We start from the raw sequence: 14,816 nt of genomic DNA, 5'->3' as shown, positions 1-14,816 counted from the left end.
ACTTCGCAGCAGCAGTCCCGGCGCCCGTTCCGCCCGTTCCGACCAGGATGCGGCATAGAGGCACAAGTTATCCACAGGGGGTGCGAACGTTCGCCCGTCCGTGGATCGTTGGGGCATGAGAGGAGAGACGGAGGAGCTGGTGAGGGTCGCCCGGGGCGGGGTGCTCCTCACGGTGTGGGCGTACGGAGCGGGCTGGTCGCGGGGCCGGGCGACGAGACGGCTCCGCGCGGACGGATGGCAGCGCATCTGCCAGGGAGCCTGGGCGGCCCCCGGCAAGGAGGTCGACTGGCGCGTCCGCGCCAGAGCCCACCAGCTGCTCCGACCGGAGCTGGTGTGCAGCCACGGCACGGCGGCGGCACTGCACCGGATCGAGGTGCTCGGGGGGATCGGGGGGAGGGGGGTGGGGGTGGGGCCCCCGGTGGGGCTGGATGGCCCGGAGGTGCTGGACTTCACCGTGCCGCGTCCGGGCCGGTCCTCCCGTACCGCCGAGGGAGTGCGCGTCCACTCCACGGAGTTCCTCGCCACCGGCGACTGCGTCATGCGCGGGGGCCTGCGGGCGACGAGCCCCGCGCGGACGGTCGGCGACCTGATACGGAGCTGCGGCACCCGCGAGCACGCGGTCGTGGTCGCGGACTCGGCCCTGTCGCGCCGCACGGTCCGGGGCGTCCGCCGCGAGCCGCTCGTCCACCGCGAGGAGCTGGTGGCCGAGCTGTCCGCGCCCCGGCCGGGCGCGACCCGGGCCCGCCGCTGGCTGCCGTTCGCCGACCCGGCGTGCGGCTCCCCGGCGGAGACGGTCGCCCGCCTCCGTATGCGGGACGCGGGCCTGCGCCCCGAGTCCCAGCCGCTGCTCCACACCCGCGGGGGCCGTTCCCTGCGCCCCGACTTCCTCTTCCGCGCGCACGGCCTGGCGGTCGAGATCGAGGGTTACGCGTTCCACGGCAGCCGTCAGGCACACGACCGGGACATCCGCCGCTACAACGACCTCGCGGACTGCCGGGAGGTCCGCCGGGTCCTGCGCTTCACGGCGCGGGACGTGTTCCTCCGCCCGGAGGCCGTGATCGCGACGATCGTGGGGGTGCTGGGGCAGTTGGGCACCTGAGCAGAGCTCAGCAGGGCGGGCGGCGGGATGAGGCAGGTGGTCACGGGCGCTCAGCGCTTCGCATGGCGGATCTTCAGACGCCCGTACCCCATGGCCCCGGAGATCCGGATCGTGGGGCCGGTGGAGAGGGAGCCGCTCCGGGGCTTGTAGCGCACGTCCTTCCACCCGGTATGCAGCCCCTCGACGTCGACGATCGCGTCGCGCGGCACCGTGATCTTGGCTCTGCCGGTGCCGAGTTGGAGTTCGATGTCGACCGTCGCATGCTCGATGACCGCCCGGGACAGGTCCAGACGCACCCGGCCGAACGCGGACTCGACCTTCAGCCGCCGCGGAACCCGCCACGCACCACGCCGTTTGATCCGCCCGCTCGCGGCGCCGATCGTGGACGTCGTCTCCGCCCGCTCCTCCGGGAGCGAGGCCAGAGCGGACGCGAGCTCGCGGTGCGTCGTGACGGTGAGCACCTGGTGAAGGCGCTCGTCCAGATCCTCGTGCGACACGTGCCCGTCGGCGTACGCCTCCTGCAGGCGCCGTACAGCCGTGTCGCGGTCGTCTTCACTGATCGGTCGGCGCGGTTGCTCTTCCGGCAATGCGGTCACCTCGGCACCCTACTCACGGGGCGACGGGTTGGTACACGAATCCGTTCAAGGGTGAGAGGACCTTCCAGCCGAGCGCTTCGTAGAGGGCCTTGCCCTGGACGGTCGCGCCGAGAATGCCGGTGGACACCCCGTTCTCGATGGCCGCGTTGGCGAGTGTGCCCATCACCATCGTCCCGAGGCCACGGCGCTGGTGGGCCGGTTCGGTGACGATCTGGTCGAACACGCAGGCGGTACCGGTCAGACCGGTCTGGCCGCCCGCGGCAAGTTCCCCGTCGGCGCTCAGGATCCGCACGTAGATGACGCCGTTGGCGGTGTCGACGGTGGCGGTGTACCCATCGGGCGCGTGAACGCGCGAGGGCCGCAGATCGACGGCCATCAGGTAGCAGGGGTCGGTAGGTTCCCAGGCGGACGAGAACCAGGGATCCATGACGTCCTGGGGGAGGAAGGCCTTGATGCACGTGGTGGGCTCGGTGATCGTGCCGATGAGCCGGCGGGCGGTTCCGTCGGCGCCGGCGTCGGCGTCGGCGTCGAGGAGGACGTGCCGGACGACCTGAGTGGGCTGTCCGACGTCGATACGGAGTCCCCAGTCCACGTCGACCGGCTTGGGTGCCCCTCGGGACACGGCCCAGCCTTCGGCCCACAACCGTGCGGTCGCCAACATTGAGCCCACCCCGAGACACGCCTGCCGACATGAGGCGAGGGAGCCCCCATGGCCGGTCGGCGTGTGAAGACCGACTCGAGACTCCCGCGCCATCGCACTGTACGTGACGATCGTCGGCGAACTCGCCGCGAACACCAGCCTCTTGGGCAGTTCCTCTAGGAGGTGGTGCGGGGGAAGGAGATCTCGACGCGGCGGTTCTTGGTGCGGCCTTCCTCGGTGGCGTTGTCGGCGATCGGGTAGTCCTCGCTGTACCCGCGGATGTCGAAGGTCTTGCCCGGGTCGAGCGTCTTGGACAGCTCCTGCTGCACGGCGTCGGCGCGCTGCTTGGAGAGCTTGAGGCCGTGCTCGTACGTTCCGAGGTTGTCGGTGAACCCGAAGACGCGGACGCGGCTGGAGTTCTGCTTGTTGATCTCCACGGCGATGGCGGCGATGCGGGCGGTGGCGGCGGGGCTGAGCTTGGCACTGTCCTTGCCGAAGAGAACCTCGGCCTGAAGGGCGAAGGTCACGTCGACGTTGGTGTCCTCCCGCCGCTGTTCCCCGCCTTCCTCCTCGACGACCTGCTTGATGTCGAGGACCTTGGGCGCGGCGAGGGTGGCTCCGTCGGGAAGCATGAGTTCGGGCGAGTTGGCGTCGATCTCGGGGGGCGGGGAGGCGCTGGAGGTGGAGTTGGGGGGATCGTCGGCGAGTACGGGGGTGGCCGTCGCGGCGACGAGGAGAAGGGAGGCGGCGGCGAGGGTGACGAGGCGGTGGGGAGTCATGGCGGCGTCCGTCAGGAGAGTTTGATGGTGCCGGGCTCGAAGGTGGGGAGCTGGAAGGTGACCTCGGTGGTCTGTTCTGCGGGGGCGGGGAACTGCATGAAGACCTCGGCGGAGGTCTCGGCGCGGAAGATGTTGAGGCCCGTCGTGGTCAGCGGCCTGCCGTCGGTGTCGCGGAGGACGTAGTAGCGCTTCTTCGCGACGGCGTCCACGAGGGTCGCGCCTCCGAGGGAATCGCCGTGCTTCAGCACCTCGGTCTCGTTCCCCGCCACTCCGCCGGGAAGAGCCTGTGACTTGTCGGACGTGTTCGTCAGCCGTCCCTTTACGGTGATGAAGCCGCCGAGGTCACGCTTGGCGGAGGTGATGGTCAGCTCGAAGCCGTCCTGCCCCTTGAGCAGGGCCAGCGTCTCCTCCGGCTCTTCCGACTGGGGCTTCTCGTTGCTTTCGCTCTTGCCGGGAGCCGAAGAACTCGCGGGCGGCTGACTCTTCGGAGGCTCGTCCTCGCTGCCGCAGCCGGCTACGCCGAGGACCAGGCCGGCCGCGGTGACCGCCACGGCCCACCCCCTGAGGGCCGTCGTTGCGTACCGAACACTCATGAACGGGAATCCTTCGCTTGTCAGTCGGCCAGTCGAACGGTGAAGAGGTCAGCTGCGCTGGGGAGCTCCGGCCGGTCGGGGTCGATCGTCCATGGAACACCGTCGCATGTGAGACCGACGATTGGAGCGGGTTCTGTCGGCGTGGGGCTCGGGTCCGGCTCGGGGTCCGGGTCGGGTTCCGGCTCGGGGTCAGTGGGCGGTTCGGGTTCCTCGGTCGGTTCGGGAGCCTCGAAGGAGCACAGCGGCTCGATGACGGCGGTGGCCGTCGCCGTGGCGTGCTGGTTCTCCGTACCCGGGATCACCGATCGTCCGACGCTGTCGCTGTTGCGCACTTCCACCCGGAAGCCGTGCTCTCCGAAGGCGAGCGGGACACACCCTTCGCCCGCGAGGCTCGCGTCGTTCTTGGTGGCGAACGAAGCCGCGCGCTGGCACGCGGCGTACTCGTCGTACTCGCCGCCCGAGAGGAAGTCATTCCATTGCGTCGGGTCGAGGATGACCGTCAACCAGCCGTCCCGCAGCTGGTCACGAGCGTCCTGGGCCGCGGCCAGTGCCGCCGCGTCTGCCGCGGTCTGAGCGCCGTTCCGGTTCGCCGCGGCCTGGCCGACGGCGAAGTACGCGAACGCGAGAAAGAGCAGGCCCGCCATCACAGTGATGTAGATCGGGAAAGCCTGCCCGGTGTCCTCCCTGCCTCCGCCGACCCGTGCTAGTCGATGAGGTCTGCGATCTTGTTCGAGATCGCTGTCTTGATCGTCTGGCCGATGCTCGTCCCGCTGATCGCCACCACGATCGCCACGACCACCACGATGATCCCCAGGTACTCGACCGCCGTCTGGCCCCGGTCCCGGTCGTTCGCCGCCCTTGCGCGCATCCATCCGCCGAAGTGGACCTTCGCCCTCGTCACAGCCTTCAGCAGCTCGTCGCTCATGGTGGTCCCCTCCGGATGTGTAGGCACGTGCACCGTACGCCCCCGTGCCCTCCTCCCCACAGGGCCCGTAGGCCCAAACACGGGCCCACCTCGCCATGGCTGCCATGGCCGTCGTGACGGTCGTGACTGTCATGACGCCGCCCGCGTGCCCAGCCAGGCTGCTATGGCTTCGCTGCGGGAGGTGGCGTGGAGTTTGGCGAAGATGCGGTTGATGTGGTTCTTGACCGTCTTCTCGCTGATGAAGCATGTACCGGCGATCTGGCGGTTGTTCAGGCCCGACGCGATCAAGTCCATCACCTCCCCCTCCCTCACGCTCAGCCCAAACCGTGCCACATTCGGTTGCACCTGCGAAGTCGTTCTGCCAAATCGCAATGGATTCGAGACGATTGGCCTTCCACAATCGTGTGCAGTCGCACCCCGCACCACTCCCACCAACGCGTTCGCCGCCGTCGGTGTGAAGCGTGCCCGGCCCGCCCGTACGTCGCAGACCGCCGTCACCAGTTCCTCCGCCGTGAACTCGCCGTGGACCAGGTAGCCCCCCGCGCCGAGTCGCAGCGCCTCCTGGACCACCTCGCTCTCGCCGCTGTACGTCAGCATCAGCACCGGCGCCACCCGCACCAGGTGCGGCAGGGCCGTGAGGCCGTCCACGATCGGCATGCGGACGTCGAGGAGGACCACGTCCGGGCGGTGGCGGCGCGTCTCGTCCATCGCCGTGCGGCCGTCGGGGGCCTCCGCGACGACGCGGATGCCCGTGCCGGCGGCGTCGAGCAGGGCCCTAACACCCGCCCGTACGACAGGGTTGTCATCGGCGACGACCACCGTCAGCGTCATCGTGCGTCCACCCCCTCGGCCCCGCGCAGGGTCTTCGTCACCGCGTCACTCCCCCGTGATCGAGCCGAGGTTCGTCCCCGTGCCCAGGAACAGACCCGCGCCCAGCAGGATCATCGTCGCCGGGACCATCAGCGTCGTGATCACCATCGTGGCCTTCGGGACCGCCTTCGCCGCCTTGCGGCGGGCGTTCTGCGCGTCGGTCCGTCGCATGTCGTTGGCGATCTGGATCAGCGTCTCCACGATCGGCGCGCCCAGCTCCTCGCCCTGCTGGAGCGCCGTGACGAACTGGGCCACCTGCTCGCTGTCGTTGCGCCGGCGCAGTTCGTCGAAGGCCTGCCGTCTGCTGACGCCCATGTCCATCTGGCGCAGTGTGATGCGGAGTTCGTCGGACCAGGGACCTTCGTACTGGTCCGCCACCCGTTCGAGTGCCTGGCGGAAGCCGAGTCCCGCCGACACCACGACCGCCAGGACGTCGAGGAAGTCCGGCAGCGTCCGCTCGATCTGGTCCTTGCGGATGCGGATCGCCGACCAGATGCCGACCTCGGTCCAGAGCGCGGCGAAGGCGAAGAGCAGCAGCGCGACGAGGATGTCGCCGTTGGAGAGCATGACCAGGCCGCCGAGGCCGCCGAGGAAGCCGTAGACGGCGCGCCGGGCTCCGTACCGGTCTATGGTCAGCCCGCCGGGGTTGCCCGCCAGGTCGATGCGGCGGCGGACGGCGTTGACGCGTTTGGGTCCCATCGCGCGCAGGACGGCGGCGGAGTAGCGCATGCCGAGCCGGTCCACGACGGAGTAGACGGCGCCGGTACGGGTGGAGCCGACCTCCAGGGCGAGTTGCAGGTCGTCGGGGAGCTTGGCGTCGGCCCGGTAGAGGCGGATGCCGTAGAAGATGCCGGCGACCGAGATGCCGGCGGCCAGGGCGAGGAGTAGTTCCATGTCCGGCCCCTCACACGTCGATCTTCGAGAAGCGGCGGATGATGACGAAGCCGACGACGTACAGCGCGAAGGCGGTGACGACGGCGAACTGGCCGAGGCCCGAGCCGGTCATCCGGTCCAGGGCGCCCGGCTGCATGTTGTCGATGAGGAGCAGCGAGCCGATGCCGATGACCGGGACCGCGTACGCCGTCATGCTCACCTGGGACAGCTGGGTACGGACCTCTCTGCGCGTCTCCTTGCGCTCCTCCAGCGTCTCCGTGAGGTTGCGCAGCGAGGAGACGACGGTGCCGCCCGCCTTGTTGGCGAGGACGAGCGTGGTGACGAGGACGACGAGTTCGCGGGAGGGCAGGCGTTCGGCGAGTTCGCCCAGTGCGTCGTCGATGGAGGTGCCGACGGCGAGTTGCTGGGCGACCTTCTCCAGCTCGTCGCCCGCCGGTGCCTCCATCTCGTCGGCGGCCATGCTGAGCGCCATGCGCAGGGCGAGGCCGGCCTGGGTGGCGTTGGCGAGGATCCGCGACAGCTCGGGCAGCTGGTTGATGAACTTCTCGATGCGTTTCTGGCGCTGCCAGTTGAGGAAGCCCATGGCCACCCAGAGGCCGAGGAGTCCGCAGATCGGGCCGAAGAACGGGGAGAGTGCCGCCTGTCCGGCGATCCACAGCGCGATCACGAGCACCGCCATCGCGACGACGAACTCGCCGGGTGTCACGTCCAGGCCGGTGGCGGAGATCCGCAGTTCCAGCTTCCGTCCGAACGTGGTACGCCGCAGACGCCGGTCGATGCCGCGGAAGCGTCGTCTGCGGCGGCCGGTGCCGTCCGGGTCGCCGCTCTGGGTCAGCCGGGCGACGAGCGCGGCCCGGTCGGCGGCCCCGCGCGCGTACAGGTGGACGCCGAGCACGCCGAGGACGCAGCAGAGCAGCGCGACGCCGGTCACCGTCCAGGTGAGTGGGTTCATCTCCGCCTCATCTCCGTCCCTCTGCCTCTGTCATTTCGCTTCCCGGGTGGCGAGCTGGTCGTCGGAGGCGGCGACGCCGAAGGCCTGCGGGATCGGCTGGCCGGCCAGGTAGAACCGGTCGGCGACCCGGCGGGGCAGCGGGTGGTACGCGTACACGCCGTGGACCCGTCCGTCGGCCGCGAGCGGCCGGGCGTGGAAGGCGCAGACGGTGGCGAGGGTGAAGCGCTCGCGTCCCTTCGACGCCAGGACGGCGATCTCGGTGACGCGGCGGGTGCCGTCGGCGTGCCGGGTGAGCTGGACGAGGACGTCGACGGCGCTGTTGATCTGGTCCCTGAGCGCCTCGAAGGGGACCTTGACCTCGGACATCGACGCGAGGGTCTGGAGCCGCATCAGGGCGTCCTCGGCCGAGTTGGCGTGGACGGTGGCGAGCGAGCCGTCGTGCCCGGTGGACATGGCCTGGAGCATGTCGAGGGTCTCGCCGCCGCGAACCTCGCCGACGATGATGCGGTCGGGGCGCATGCGCAGGGAGTTGCGGACGAGGTCGCGGATGGTGACCTGGCCGCGGCCTTCGATGTTCGGGGGGCGGCTCTCCAGGCGGATGACGTGGGACTGCTGGAGCTGGAGTTCGGCCGAGTCCTCGATGGTGATGACCCGTTCGCCCTCCGGGATCAGCTCGGAGAGCGCGTTGAGGAGGGTGGTCTTGCCGGTGCCGGTGGCGCCGGAGACGATCACGTTGAACTTGGCCTGGACGAGTCCGGCGAGCAGCAGGACCATCTGTTCGTCGAGCGAGCCGAGGCCGACCATCTCGCGCAGTGTGTACGCGCGGGGGAAGCGGCGGATCGTCAGGGTCGCCCCGGTGAGGGAGAGGGGCGGGATGATCACGTTGACGCGCTCGCCGGACGGCAGCCGGGCGTCCACCATCGGGTTGGACTCGTCCACCCGCCGGTTGACGGTGGAGACGATCCGCTCGATGGTCTGCATCAGCTGCTCGTGGGAGGCGAAGCGGAGCGGGAGGAGTTCGACCCGGCCCGCGCGCTCGATGTAGATCTGGTCGGGGCCGTTGACCATGATCTCGGTGATGGAGGCGTCTTCGAGGAGGGGTTCGAGGACGCCGAGGCCGAGCGCCTCGTCGACGACGCGGCGGATCAGCTGCGCCCGTTCGGCGGTGGAGAGGACGGGGCCTTCGCGGCTGATGATGTGGCCGAGGACGCGTTCGAGCCGTGCGCGCCGCTCGGCGGCGGCGAGCGCCGACATCTCGGTGAGGTCGATCTCCTCGAGGAGCTTGGCGCGGAAGGAGGCGACCAGGTGGCCGTCCTCCCTGGTTCCGGCTCCGCCTTCCTCGGGGGTGTGGATACGGGCCCGCAGACTCATGGCTGCTCGTCCTCCTCGGGCTGCGGCAGGGTGGCGCTCCTCGTCACGGACCCGAAGCCGTCCCAGAAGGGGACGACGGACGGGATCCGTACGCGCACCGTCGCGGTGAACTCGCCGTCCCCTTCCGAGGGGGTGACGACGCTCCGTTCGGCGATCCAGTCGCTCATCGCGGCGCGGCCGGCCTGTTGCGGGCCGAGGGTCGCCTCGTCGTGGGTGGCGGCCCGCGCGGCGGCGCGCGCGCCGGTGCCGGCCTGCTGGGCGGCGTACGCGGCGATGCCGAGCTGGATGCCGGCGAGGCCGACGAGCAGCAGGATCGGCAGGAAGCCGAGGTACTCGACGGCGACCTGACCCCGGTCGCGGCGCCCGCGACCGCGCACGGACGAGTGAGTCGTCCCGCCCGCGACCGGACCACCCGTCGCACTCGCCTCGCCCGTCGCGCCCCGGGGCCCCGCCCCCTCGGCGTGCCGTCCGGCGGCCGTGTTCTGCGGTGTCATCCTCCGGCCCCCTTCTCCCGTACGGCTCCGGCCTCGCTCGTCACCGAGAAGGGGAAGTCGATCGCGCCCGGGAAGAGCACGGGGACCTTCAGCTTCACCCTCGCGTGGGCGAGGTCGCCCGACGCGTCACAGTCCACGTCCGCCGACCACGAGTCGCCCACGTGCCGCCTCCCCGCCTCGCCGTAGTCGCCGTCCACCGCGCAGACCCGGGCCGCCTCGTCCGCCGCGTTCCCCGCGAGCGTGAAGGTGTAGCCGACCAGGACGCACTGCCAGAGCAGGACGAGCGTGAGCAGGATGAGCGGCACCATGCCGAGGAACTCGACGGCCACCTGCCCCCTGTCGTCCCGCGGTGTACGTCCGGAAGCCGGCATGGCTCAGCGCCCGCCCTTGCCGCGGGTCAGCCGGGCGAGCTGCTTTCCCGACCCGACCGCGCCCGCGCCCTGCCCGCCGCGCCCGCCCTGCCCGCCCCGGCCGGCGCGGCCGCCCCGCCCGGGATGCCCGTCGCGACCGTCGCGCCCGTCCTGGCCGGGCGTGCCGACCAGGCCCAGTTCGCCCGCGAGGGACCAGAGGGCCTGCTTCACGCTGGAGCGGGCGTCCAGTTCGTGCATGCGGCCCGCGTCGACGACGCCCTGGAGCTCCTTGAAGTTGGCGGGGACCACGACGCCCGCCATCCGGGTCCCGGTGATCTTCTGGATGAGTGCGGGCTGGATCTCGGTGGTCCGGGTGTACCGGTTGACCAGGAGGGTGCTCTCCTCCGCCTTGCGGATCTGGAGCCGGTCCCACATCCGTACCGTCCGCTTCGCCGCCCGCACGGTGACGACGTCGGGCGTGGTGACCAGGACCGCCGCGTCGGCCATCTCGACGGCGGCCGCGTTGGCGCCGTTGAGGTACGTGCCGCAGTCGACGACCACGACGTCGTAGCGGGAGCGCAGGGCGCTGACGATCTGGCGGGCGGAGCGGTCGGCGACGTCCTCGGCGCGTTCGCCCTCCGCCGGGGCGAGGAGGAGGGCGATGCCGGTCTCGTGGACGTACAGGGCGTCCTGGAGGACGCGGGGCGAGATGTCGTCGACGGCCGCGAGGTCGGCGACGGAGCGCCGGAACTGGACGTCGAGGTAGGAGGCGATGTCGCCGCCCTGGAGGTCCATGTCGACGAGGGCCACGTTGCGGCCGGAGGCCCGGGAGGCGAGGGCGAGCTGGACGGCGGTGACGGTGGTGCCGACGCCGCCCTTGGCGCCGCTGACGGTGACCACCGTGCCGCCGGGGCCGGTGAGGACGTCGGCGCCGGTGCCGAGGTGGCGGCGGACGCCGACGGACCACTGGGCGGCGGCCTGGACGCGGCTGGCCAGTTCCTCGTATCCGAGCGGGAGGGTGACGAGGCCTCGGGCGCCGGAGTCCATGGCGGCGGAGAAGAGCACCGGGCTCGCGTCGGCGGTGATGAGGACGACGCCGACGGCGGGGAAGCGGAGGGCGACCTCGCGGACCAGTTCGAGGGCGGGGACGGGGCCGATCCGCTCGTGGACGAGGACGACTTCGGGGAGTTCGGCGACGGACTCGGCGGCGAGCCGGGCGAGGGTGTCGACGAGCTGGGTGGAGTCGGCGACGGGCGGGGCGGGTTCGGCGTCGGGGAGCTGGCTGAGCAGGCTGGTGACGGCGCGGGCCGCGTCGGGGTCGGCGACGGCAGGCAGGATCCTGGTGGTCATACCGGCCTCACTTGTCCTTGTCGAGCGTGTAGGTGCGGTCGCCGGGGGCGAGGGTGGGCTCGCCGCCGGGCGCGACGAGGGCGAGCCGGACGTGTTCGGCGAAGGACTCGGCGTAGGCGACGCGCTGGGTGTCGATGGTGGAGAGCGCGAAGGTGATCGGGACGGCTTCGGTGGGCCGGCTGGTCCGGTCGTTGCGCTGGGAGATGGGGGTGAGTTCGCCGACGTCGAGGACCCGGGCGTTGCTCACGATGACCTTGGACTGGGCGGCCTGGCCGCCCTTCTCGCCGGCGAACGTGGCGTAGATGTTGACGGTGGCGCCAGGGGTGATCTTGCCGGCGACTCCCGTGGCCGCGTCGATCATGATGGCGATCTCCTGCTGGCCGGGCTGGAGGGCCGGGCGCGCGACGATCATGTCCGATTGGAGGAGCGAGCCGGAGGCGAGCGTGGTGACGGCGATCTTGCCGTTGATCTGGTCGAGGTCGGTGACGGCGGTGGCCGGGAGCCATCGCTCCGGCATCGAGATCTTCTCGAACTGTCCGGCCTTCAGCGGGGTGTAGGGCGCCACCCTGTCCTTGATCCGGTACGCCGTCACCTCGGGTCCGACCTTGGAGTTCACGTCGTCGATCACCGAGAGGACACCGGCGAAGGCAGCGAGGGCGCACAGGACGGACAGCAGCAGCAGGATGACGCCACGACGCTGGCGGGAGTTCATTGCCGGACAACCTCGATCGGGGGTACGTGTGGCTCAGCGGACGGGGGACGTGAGCGCCCGGGGCGCTCGGGACGACCGGAGCGCCCGCGGCTGCGACCTGTCGGAGGGCGGTCCGGCGGCGTGGGATCCGCCGGTCCGGGACCCGGTGGCGTGGGATCCGGCGGTCGCGGCGTCGGCCAGCGGGGCGCAGCAGAAGGCGCAGCGGTCGCCGATGAGTTCCATTCCGCACCAGTGGCAGGTCTCCCGCCGTACGGAGGAGACCAGTTGGTGGAGGACGGCGATGTCCGACAGGTACGCGGCGAACTCGACCAGCCGCCCCGTCCCCCACCACCCGGGCGACTCGGCGGGCAGCGGTGCCTCCTGCACCGCCTGGACCTGCCAGCGGGGCGCGAGGGTGCCGGTGGGCCAGTCGGTCTGCAGGTGTCCTCTGGCCAGGAGGAGCTGGGTGGCGAACTCGGGTCCCGTGGGCGGTTCGGCCCCCGGCCCGACGCGGACGAGCTGCGGGACGGGTCCGGCCAGTACGGCGAACTGGGAGCCGGGCAGCCAGCCCTTGAGGTGCGACTTCAGGCCGACGGGTACGCGGTCGAGCTTGGCGACCGAGCCGAGGACGGCGCCTGCGTAGACGTAGTGCGCGAGCAGCCGGGCCGCCGAGGCGACGACGCCGGGGCTGAAGTCGCAGACGGACAGCTGGCGCAGCTGCCGGGCGAGGACGGCGACGCCGAGGGGCGGCAGGTCCGTCTTGACCAGGGCGATCCGGTCGCTCTCCAGGAGGGCGCGGCCGGCGTGGAGCCGCTGTTCGGCCACCTTCGGCAGGGAGGTGGGGCAGACCACGATCACATGGCCGTAGCGGTCGAGGAGGAGCTGGAGGTCGGCGACGGCGGAGGCGAGCGGCCGGGTGTCGAGTGCGGGCAGGACGGCGGCGGTGGGTGTCTGCTGGTCGGTCGGTGGCAGCACCAGATCGGCGCTGGTGACCGCGATCGCTGTCGGCACGTCGGGCTCCCCGTCCCCATGTCCCCATGACTCACTGCGTTCACCGCGTCACTGCACGGCGGTGCTTCTGCACTTTATCCACGTCCCGCGGGGTGGTGAACACACAATCCGCCAAGCACAACGAGAAATCTGGGCCCGGGCGGGTCGTGCGGGGCCCCGGCACCGGGCTCCGCCCGGGCCCATCGCGGCGTCCGCCCCTGGGTCCCCCTGTGGGCCCACCCGTGGGTCCCCTCGTAGGTCCACCCGTGGGTCCAGCCGTGGGCCCGCTCATGGGCCCTGGGGCCCACCGCGTCAACTCCCCTTCAGCGCCAGAGGTCTTGACAAGTCGATTGGTCTGGACCAGCTTGTTCCCCCAAGCGGTGGCCACCGTTCCCGACCCCTCCCCCACTCCCCCACCGGAGGCAGCAAGTGGACCGCACCACCACACGCTCGCGCAGATGGATCGGCAGCGCCCTCGCGCTCGCCGTCGGCTCCGGGCTCGTACTCGTCGGCGGCGCGGGCACCGCCCAGGCCGCGGACGTCAACGTGGCCAAGAACGCGGGCTTCGAGTCCGGCACCGCCAACTGGACCTGTACGGCGGGCAGCGGCGCCGCCGTCTCCTCGCCCGTACGGACCGGGGCGGGCGCCCTCAGGGCGACCCCGGCCGGCCAGGACAACGCCCGCTGCAGCCAGGTCGTCACCGTCAAGCCCAACTCGACGTACACGCTGAGCGCCTGGGTCCAGGGCGGGTACACCTACCTCGGCGCGACCGGGACCGGCACCACGGACGTCTCCACCTGGACCCCCGACAGCGCCTCCTGGAAGCAGCTGACCACCACCTTCACCACCGGCGCGAACACCACCTCGGTGACCGTCTACACCCACGGCTGGTACGGCCAGGCCGCCTACCACGTGGACGACGTCTCCGTCTTCGGCCCCGACGGCGGCGGCACCACCGATCCCGACCCGGTCGTCCCGTCGACCCCGGCGGGCCTCGCCGCGGGCACGGTCACCTCGTCCTCGGTCGCGCTGAGCTGGAACGCCGTCTCGGGCGCCACCGGCTACAAGGTCTACCGCGACGGCGCCCTCGCGCAGACCGTCTCCGGCACCTCGGCCACCGTGTCCGGTCTCGCCGCCAACACCTCGTACCAGTTCCAGGTCTCCGCGACGAACGCGGCGGGCGAGTCGGCCAGGTCCACCGCCGTCTCGGCGCGGACCGGCACCAACCCGGGCCCCGGCCCGTCCGTGCCCAAGCACGCCCTGACCGGCTACTGGCAGAACTTCAACAACGGGGCCACCGTCCAGAAGCTGCGGGACGTGCAGGCGCAGTACGACATCATCGCCGTCTCCTTCGCCGACTCGACGGCCACACCCGGCCAGATCGTCTTCAACCTCGACCCGGCCGTCGGCTACGCCTCCGTCGCCGACTTCAAGGCCGACGTCGCCGCCAAGAAGGCGGCCGGCAAGTCGGTCGTCATCTCGGTCGGCGGCGAGAAGGGGAACGTCACGATCAACAGTGACGCCTCCGCCACCGCCTTCGCGGACAGCGCGTACGCCCTGATGCAGGAGTACGGCTTCAACGGGGTCGACATCGACCTGGAGCACGGCATCAACTCCACGTACCTGACGAAGGCGCTGCGCCAGCTCTCCGCCAAGGCCGGTTCGTCGATGGTGCTCACGATGGCCCCGCAGACCATCGACATGCAGAACACGGGCACCGAGTACTTCAAGACCGCGCTGGCCGTGAAGGACATCCTGACGGTCGTCAACATGCAGTACTACAACAGCGGTTCGATGCTCGGCTGCGACGGCAAGGTGTACAGCCAGGGGTCGGTGGACTTCCTCACCGCGCTCGCCTGCATCCAGCTCCAGGGCGGCCTGGACGCCTCCCAGGTCGGGCTCGGCGTGCCGGCCTCGACCCGCGGCGCGGGCAGCGGCTACGTCGACCCGTCGATCGTGAAGAACGCCCTCGACTGCCTGACCCGCGGCACCGGCTGCGGCTCCTTCAAGCCCTCGCAGACGTGGCCGAATCTGCGCGGTGCGATGACCTGGTCGACCAACTGGGACGCGACGGCGGGCAACGCCTGGTCCAACGCGGTCGGGCCGCACGTCCACAACCTCCCGTAACCCTTAACCCCCAACCCCCGCGCACGCGAGCAGCGCCGCCGCTTCCCCCGGCGGCGCTGTCCGCGTTCCCGGCGCTGCCCGCGTTCCCGGCGCTG

General features: G+C 71.1%; 16 protein-coding genes and 1 pseudogene. 2 read left to right on the top strand and 15 right to left on the bottom strand.

Annotated elements, in window-relative coordinates; genetic code table 11:
• Positions 1-115: 115 nt before the first annotated feature.
• Positions 116-1,099, top strand: a complete 984-nt coding sequence (locus tag ACFVGW_RS27210) for an endonuclease domain-containing protein (protein ID WP_385853783.1) — start codon at positions 116-118, stop codon at positions 1,097-1,099.
• A 50-nt stretch (positions 1,100-1,149) separates the two neighbouring features.
• Here the strand turns inward: ACFVGW_RS27210 and ACFVGW_RS27205 are convergent, their stop codons facing one another.
• The 15 genes and pseudogenes from ACFVGW_RS27205 to ACFVGW_RS27135 all read right to left on the bottom strand — a co-directional run bounded on the left by ACFVGW_RS27205 (position 1,150) and on the right by ACFVGW_RS27135 (position 12,615).
• Complete coding sequence (locus ACFVGW_RS27205) at positions 1,150-1,695, bottom strand: DUF1707 domain-containing protein (protein WP_385853782.1); 546 nt, start codon at positions 1,693-1,695, stop codon at positions 1,150-1,152.
• 13 nt (positions 1,696-1,708) lie between these two features.
• Positions 1,709-2,317, bottom strand: a complete 609-nt coding sequence (locus tag ACFVGW_RS27200; protein WP_385853781.1) for a GNAT family N-acetyltransferase — start codon at positions 2,315-2,317, stop codon at positions 1,709-1,711.
• A 194-nt stretch (positions 2,318-2,511) separates the two neighbouring features.
• Positions 2,512-3,114 (bottom strand): OmpA family protein, encoded by a 603-nt coding sequence (locus ACFVGW_RS27195; RefSeq protein ID WP_385853780.1) that lies wholly within the window; start codon positions 3,112-3,114, stop codon positions 2,512-2,514.
• A gap of 11 nt (positions 3,115-3,125) precedes the next feature.
• Positions 3,126-3,707 carry a hypothetical protein gene (locus ACFVGW_RS27190; protein ID WP_385853779.1) on the bottom strand — a complete coding sequence of 194 codons (582 nt, stop codon included), beginning with the start codon at positions 3,705-3,707 and terminating at the stop codon, positions 3,126-3,128.
• Between the two features lie 20 nt (positions 3,708-3,727).
• Positions 3,728-4,369, bottom strand: a pseudogene (locus ACFVGW_RS27185) (pilus assembly protein TadG-related protein); the annotation flags it as partial.
• Between the two features lie 41 nt (positions 4,370-4,410).
• On the bottom strand, positions 4,411-4,632 hold the full coding sequence (locus tag ACFVGW_RS27180; RefSeq protein ID WP_383225303.1) for a Flp family type IVb pilin: 222 nt from the start codon (positions 4,630-4,632) through the stop codon (positions 4,411-4,413).
• A 129-nt stretch (positions 4,633-4,761) separates the two neighbouring features.
• On the bottom strand, positions 4,762-5,463 hold the full coding sequence (locus ACFVGW_RS27175; RefSeq protein ID WP_383310304.1) for a response regulator: 702 nt from the start codon (positions 5,461-5,463) through the stop codon (positions 4,762-4,764).
• 45 nt (positions 5,464-5,508) lie between these two features.
• Positions 5,509-6,396, bottom strand: a complete 888-nt coding sequence (locus ACFVGW_RS27170) for a DUF5936 domain-containing protein (protein ID WP_383225298.1) — start codon at positions 6,394-6,396, stop codon at positions 5,509-5,511.
• Positions 6,397-6,406: 10 nt separating this feature from the next.
• Positions 6,407-7,348 (bottom strand): type II secretion system F family protein, encoded by a 942-nt coding sequence (locus ACFVGW_RS27165; RefSeq protein ID WP_385853778.1) that lies wholly within the window; start codon positions 7,346-7,348, stop codon positions 6,407-6,409.
• 30 nt (positions 7,349-7,378) lie between these two features.
• Positions 7,379-8,719, bottom strand: a complete 1,341-nt coding sequence (locus ACFVGW_RS27160) for a CpaF family protein (protein WP_385853777.1) — start codon at positions 8,717-8,719, stop codon at positions 7,379-7,381.
• Positions 8,716-9,213 (bottom strand): TadE/TadG family type IV pilus assembly protein, encoded by a 498-nt coding sequence (locus ACFVGW_RS27155; protein ID WP_385853776.1) that lies wholly within the window; start codon positions 9,211-9,213, stop codon positions 8,716-8,718. The genes ACFVGW_RS27160 and ACFVGW_RS27155 overlap by 4 nt, the downstream gene beginning before the upstream one ends.
• Positions 9,210-9,584 (bottom strand): TadE/TadG family type IV pilus assembly protein, encoded by a 375-nt coding sequence (locus ACFVGW_RS27150; protein ID WP_352191569.1) that lies wholly within the window; start codon positions 9,582-9,584, stop codon positions 9,210-9,212. The genes ACFVGW_RS27155 and ACFVGW_RS27150 overlap by 4 nt, the downstream gene beginning before the upstream one ends.
• A gap of 3 nt (positions 9,585-9,587) precedes the next feature.
• Positions 9,588-10,913, bottom strand: coding sequence for a CpaE family protein (locus tag ACFVGW_RS27145; protein ID WP_385853775.1), 1,326 nt, complete (start codon positions 10,911-10,913; stop codon positions 9,588-9,590).
• Between the two features lie 7 nt (positions 10,914-10,920).
• Positions 10,921-11,625: a Flp pilus assembly protein CpaB gene (gene cpaB / locus ACFVGW_RS27140; RefSeq protein WP_383225286.1), complete on the bottom strand. Its 705-nt coding sequence runs from the start codon at positions 11,623-11,625 to the stop codon at positions 10,921-10,923.
• A gap of 33 nt (positions 11,626-11,658) precedes the next feature.
• On the bottom strand, positions 11,659-12,615 hold the full coding sequence (locus tag ACFVGW_RS27135) for a hypothetical protein (protein ID WP_385853774.1): 957 nt from the start codon (positions 12,613-12,615) through the stop codon (positions 11,659-11,661).
• Positions 12,616-13,023: 408 nt separating this feature from the next.
• On the opposite strand from ACFVGW_RS27135, the gene ACFVGW_RS27130 reads away from it, so the two are divergent.
• Entirely contained in the window at positions 13,024-14,721 is a 1,698-nt protein-coding gene (locus tag ACFVGW_RS27130; protein WP_385853773.1) for a chitinase, read from the top strand.
• The last annotated feature ends 95 nt before the right edge of the window (positions 14,722-14,816 follow it).

Source organism: Streptomyces sp. NPDC127129 (assembly GCF_042671585.1).
Classification (GTDB): Bacteria; Actinomycetota; Actinomycetes; order Streptomycetales; family Streptomycetaceae; genus Streptomyces.
The sequence above is the reverse complement of the archived record's forward strand: the minus strand, read 5'-3'. Positions and strand labels throughout refer to the sequence as shown.

What these genes read in the sequence shown, in the direction of transcription:
- ACFVGW_RS27170 (WP_383225298.1), bottom strand. Translation starts at nt 6,396, where the DNA reads ATGGAACTACTCCTCGCCCTGGCCGCCGGCATCTCGGTCGCCGGCATC.
- ACFVGW_RS27180 (WP_383225303.1), bottom strand. Translation starts at nt 4,632, where the DNA reads ATGAGCGACGAGCTGCTGAAGGCTGTGACGAGGGCGAAGGTCCACTTC.
- ACFVGW_RS27155 (WP_385853776.1), bottom strand. Translation starts at nt 9,213, where the DNA reads ATGACACCGCAGAACACGGCCGCCGGACGGCACGCCGAGGGGGCGGGG.
- ACFVGW_RS27160 (WP_385853777.1), bottom strand. Translation starts at nt 8,719, where the DNA reads ATGAGTCTGCGGGCCCGTATCCACACCCCCGAGGAAGGCGGAGCCGGA.
- ACFVGW_RS27195 (WP_385853780.1), bottom strand. Translation starts at nt 3,114, where the DNA reads ATGACTCCCCACCGCCTCGTCACCCTCGCCGCCGCCTCCCTTCTCCTC.
- ACFVGW_RS27175 (WP_383310304.1), bottom strand. Translation starts at nt 5,463, where the DNA reads ATGACGCTGACGGTGGTCGTCGCCGATGACAACCCTGTCGTACGGGCG.
- cpaB (WP_383225286.1), bottom strand. Translation starts at nt 11,625, where the DNA reads ATGAACTCCCGCCAGCGTCGTGGCGTCATCCTGCTGCTGCTGTCCGTC.
- ACFVGW_RS27190 (WP_385853779.1), bottom strand. Translation starts at nt 3,707, where the DNA reads ATGAGTGTTCGGTACGCAACGACGGCCCTCAGGGGGTGGGCCGTGGCG.
- ACFVGW_RS27150 (WP_352191569.1), bottom strand. Translation starts at nt 9,584, where the DNA reads ATGCCGGCTTCCGGACGTACACCGCGGGACGACAGGGGGCAGGTGGCC.
- ACFVGW_RS27145 (WP_385853775.1), bottom strand. Translation starts at nt 10,913, where the DNA reads ATGACCACCAGGATCCTGCCTGCCGTCGCCGACCCCGACGCGGCCCGC.
- ACFVGW_RS27165 (WP_385853778.1), bottom strand. Translation starts at nt 7,348, where the DNA reads ATGAACCCACTCACCTGGACGGTGACCGGCGTCGCGCTGCTCTGCTGC.
- ACFVGW_RS27210 (WP_385853783.1), top strand. Translation starts at nt 116, where the DNA reads ATGAGAGGAGAGACGGAGGAGCTGGTGAGGGTCGCCCGGGGCGGGGTG.